We start from the raw sequence: 3,949 nt of genomic DNA on the forward strand, positions 1-3,949 counted from the left end.
CGTATCTCCATCTTGGCCGGGGGCTCGCCCCGAGGCCGGATACGTTGACGCAGACCCATCAGAAGGCGCTCTCGATAAAACTCCTTGCAGACGGGGCGGGCCATACGTTTTTGAAGGGGGTTTATTCATCGCGTCCATTCCGATTCCTCTTTGTATTAGCTCATACAGCTACGTCTCTGAAACAACGGAGATCGCCGTGATGTGTCGACACAAACGGGCCGAAGCCGCGCGACCGGTCGGACATGCGATCACGGTAGTTCGGGTCTTCCCGGCGACACCGTGGGGATACGGCATTCATGATCCAGTGAGAGCCGATACACTTGCGAGCCGTCCCCGACTCCGACGTACAGACCCGGCGGAAACTGATGCTGCCCCACTATCACCTGAACGAATCCGTTCAACTGGTGCTTCGACATGCGAAACGATTCCGTGATGCTGTCGCTGTCCATCTTCGAAGGACTCGGAAACATTTCTGGATGCGTATGCCAAAAGCCAACCAAGTGCTGTCCCTGCGCGTGGAACAGGTCGATCTCGCGTTGCTCCGCCTCTCGGTCGGGGGAGTAACGCCAGCGCGAACGCCCGTCCGTTGATCTCGGGCCGGTGGCGGTGACAACGTCGATGACCTCGGGCGACACCTTAGCGAAGAGCAGTCCACCGGCCTCGGCGCGCCAAAAGCGGGTCTGGCGATGCCTGATGAAATGTTCCAGCACGGAGGATGCGAAGGACAGCGATTGGCCCGATATTCCAATTTTGTAACGCATCAATTCGCCCGCAGCGTCTCTGCGGCCCATCGCCGTTCGAATATACCGCCTTGACGGCCTCTTTCTTCATTCATGATGCTGGTCCATCGCTCTGTCCATTGCCCGCCAGCGCTAGCCAGCAAACTGTCGCGAGCGGCCCATATTCGGTGGGTCGCGTCGTCCACCTGGTCCAGAAGCACGTCGAGGCAGAGTTCGCCGATCATATTGTTGATGTAGCCGACCTCGATCGGGCCGTACGGCTGAAAGAACGCGCCGCACGCCGGCTCCGCGCGCAGGTTCATGTCTTCCGACCACTCGGTTACTTGCAGGAGCGGCGTTCCCGTCTCGTCGAGGCCGTCCCGAAGTCTCGCTCCGTCGCCTTTCAGCACGACAGCCTGCCCAGCGGCGGCATGAGGCTCGGTCCATCCATAAACGATCGCCGGTGGCGCCGCGCTGCTCGAATGCCATTGATCGAGCAGCGCCTCCGCCGGCCATGAGCCGAGAGCCGAAACTATCAGATCGACTCCTTCGATCTGTTTCGAATTAGACAACAGCAAGTCTTCGACGGACGAAACCTCGTAGTCGATGCAGAGATGCGGGTAGCATTTGCGCAGCAGGAGCGCCAGCGCCTCCGATTTGTGCCGTCCGAGCGCGTCGATGCCGAGCGGATGCCGACCGACATTCGCGGCGGCCAAGGTGTCCTTGTCGACCAGAAGGAGATGCCCGACGCCCGCTTCGGCGAGCATGGTCGCGACTGGAGCGCCGACCGACCCGCAACCGAAGACTGCAACTTTCGCCTTTTGCAGTTCCGCAATTCGGACGTCCCTGTCGCGTCCATGGTTCCAAGCCGCGTCTATTCGCTCGACGGGCGCTCTGAGACATGGCAGCGAGCCGAATTAACGTGCGCCCATCACAGACGATATGGCTCCCCCGCCCTTTCGGAAGCCGTTCGTGATCCCCTCGCCGTGGCGACGTTTCGGATGCTCGACCACCGTGGCGACCACCGCATGTCCATCAGCAGCAGGGAGGCTGAAGATCGCCACGACTTCCTGCGGATCCAGAGTCGCCGCTTGGTCGAGCAAGTGCGCGCATCCGACCGAATCCGCGAGCCGGTAGACGTCCAAGCCTGTCTTGGGAAACCGATCTGGCGTCAATGAGTCGTTCAGGCGAATCAAAGCTCCGGTCGATGTCTTCACCGATCGTGTCGCCGGAAAACGATTACGGATCCATCTCGAGATCGCATGATCGTCGTTCGCGACAATGATGGAATCTTCGCCCAGCCGGCATTTTACAATGCGGCTCTGCGTCCAGCCGCCGACGATCAGGCTGAGTATTCTTCTGCGTTTGAGATTGGCATCCTGACTCCAATAGGAGACGACCTCCGATTTAAAATCTTCCGACGTCCCTCCAGCGGCGATCTGCGAGAGCAGATCACACGCTCTTTGTAGCAGAGCGCCGATGACGGATATTGGGGCGCCGGTCGAAAACGTTGTGTGGTCGGGCGTGAGGCAGAGGACGCCATCGCGCTCGACGTGTGGCCAAGTCAGGAACGAAGGCGGTGAAGCAAGAGCAATGCGGGGCGGCAGGTACGGGAACGCCGCCGTAATAATGATGTCGAGCTCTTGCGTCTCACCGGCAACTTCGACCGGGACGCGCCAACCACGAATGATGCCATGGGCGGAATATCGCTCGATATCGTCATGGGAAAGGCGACGAGGCGTCCGCAGCGCCGCCTCGAGCCATCCTTCCACTTCGCGCACGGCCTCTTCGTGACGCTCCGCAACCGTGGGCGAATCAGGCATATCTGCCGCCGCCCTTCAGATTGACGGCGTTTGGATTCTGATCGACGGCATCCTTGATCAGTCCCTTGGTGAGCACCGCCGGCGCCGCCGAGAGGCGACGCTGGCGGGCTCGCTTGGCCAAGTCCCGACCGACGGAGCCTTCCATCAGGCGTTCCATCTGATCCCGATCGGCCGACTTGGCGAGACTGTCGAAATCCCTTCGCGCCATGTCGAGCCACTCGAAGAATGCCTTGGCGCGTTCCGGATGATCGGCCCATTTGTCGGCGAAATTCTCCAACTCGTCGGTCGGATTCGTGATGACGTAGACGCCGTTGATTTCCGTGATGAAGCGATCCATTTTTGTAAGAATGGCCTTTAGCGCCGCCCCGATTTTCTCCTCGCCCTCATAGGCCTTCGCGGACAGGGTCGTGATGATGATCGATATGGGCGCTTCGTCCGCCCGCTCCGCGAACGAAATGTCGCGGTGTTGCTTGAGGAGCATGATCGCTGATTGAAGAGGGGTGCGGACCTTGTAGTCGGGGATCTCCTCCACGCTCGCCTGCATCTTCTCGGCTATCCGACGACGCCCTTTTTCCAGGACGACGGCCATGCGGGTCTTGAACCATTCGCAATAGCCCTTCGGATTCGATCGGGGCCAATCCTCGCAGATGTCTGAGTAGTTGGAGACTTCGTTGTCGGTGATCGCGATCGCGGTCGAGGCGAACTGGTCATTCAACTTGTGTTCAGCGAGCAATTTGCGCAGACGATCCTCGTTCGAAAGCGCAGGAACGATGTCCATATGGAATTTTGCGCCGTCGGCGTATTGGAGAGTCCAGCATCGACGCCCTTCTTTCAAGGGCTTGTCCATGTTTTTGCTTTGGCGATAGCTCTCGACCTCGACGCCGAGCTTTTCCTTCAGATCCTTCTGAGTAATGCCGGCTTTCGTCAGAGCGGCGAATTCGCAAACAGAATCGACGTCGTACTCGGCGTCTTCGGTACGGGGGCGCTTTGCGTGCGAAGTCTTCGCGCGCAAAATCGATCGTGTCCGTTTCGACAAAACCGCCGATCGGAGCTTCATCGATAACAACCATGTCGAATTGCACAAAGCGGCCTTCGATCCGAGCGCCCTCGGGAACGCTATGCAGATATGCCGCGCCGGCAAAGATTACGATATCGGCGGCGCGGACATTCTGGCTCGGATAAAAGCATGTCTCCGCTTCGCTGCAACCTTTGCAAACGTCCTTCGTCGTGCCACCGACAGCAAACGACGTGCTCATGAGCGCAGAAAACGCGCACATGGGTTTTGTGTCGCCCGGCTTAGCATTACAGTTGCTTTTTCAGATGGGCTCGCCTTGCTTCGGCTTGGTGCGCTCGTCGCCATAACGACCATGTGATGACGAACTCGGGGCGAATGCGTTTTCGTGCGAG

At 59.2% G+C, this 3,949-nt stretch carries 4 protein-coding genes; all 4 read right to left on the reverse strand.

All coding sequences use genetic code 11. The features are described 5' to 3' along the window. Nucleotides 1–248: 248 nt before the first annotated feature. Genes FMZ75_RS20820 through FMZ75_RS20835 form a run of 4 tightly spaced genes read right to left on the reverse strand, consistent with a single transcriptional unit; the run spans nucleotide 249 to nucleotide 3,554 of the window. Nucleotides 249–761, reverse strand: a complete 513-nt coding sequence (locus FMZ75_RS20820; protein WP_246729182.1) for a Mov34/MPN/PAD-1 family protein — start codon at nucleotides 759–761, stop codon at nucleotides 249–251. Next, entirely contained in the window at nucleotides 761–1,627 is an 867-nt protein-coding gene (locus FMZ75_RS20825; RefSeq protein ID WP_166146152.1) for a ThiF family adenylyltransferase, read from the reverse strand. The genes FMZ75_RS20820 and FMZ75_RS20825 overlap by 1 nt, the downstream gene beginning before the upstream one ends. Nucleotides 1,628–1,636: 9 nt before the next feature. Then, nucleotides 1,637–2,542 carry an E2/UBC family protein gene (locus FMZ75_RS20830; RefSeq protein WP_166146146.1) on the reverse strand — a complete coding sequence of 302 codons (906 nt, stop codon included), beginning with the start codon at nucleotides 2,540–2,542 and terminating at the stop codon, nucleotides 1,637–1,639. Next, on the reverse strand, nucleotides 2,535–3,554 hold the full coding sequence (locus FMZ75_RS20835) for a nucleotidyltransferase (RefSeq protein WP_166146149.1): 1,020 nt from the start codon (nucleotides 3,552–3,554) through the stop codon (nucleotides 2,535–2,537). The genes FMZ75_RS20830 and FMZ75_RS20835 overlap by 8 nt, the downstream gene beginning before the upstream one ends. Between the last annotated feature and the right edge of the window lie 395 nt (nucleotides 3,555–3,949).

The sequence above is a fragment of the Methylosinus sp. RM1 genome (genome assembly GCF_011378635.1).
Lineage (GTDB): Bacteria > Pseudomonadota > Alphaproteobacteria > Rhizobiales > Beijerinckiaceae > Methylosinus > Methylosinus sporium.

Coding starts and splice junctions, on each gene's coding strand:
- FMZ75_RS20830 (WP_166146146.1), bottom strand. CDS start 2,542: ATGCCTGATTCGCCCACGGTTGCGGAGCGTCACGAAGAGGCCGTGCGC.
- FMZ75_RS20820 (WP_246729182.1), bottom strand. CDS start 761: ATGCGTTACAAAATTGGAATATCGGGCCAATCGCTGTCCTTCGCATCC.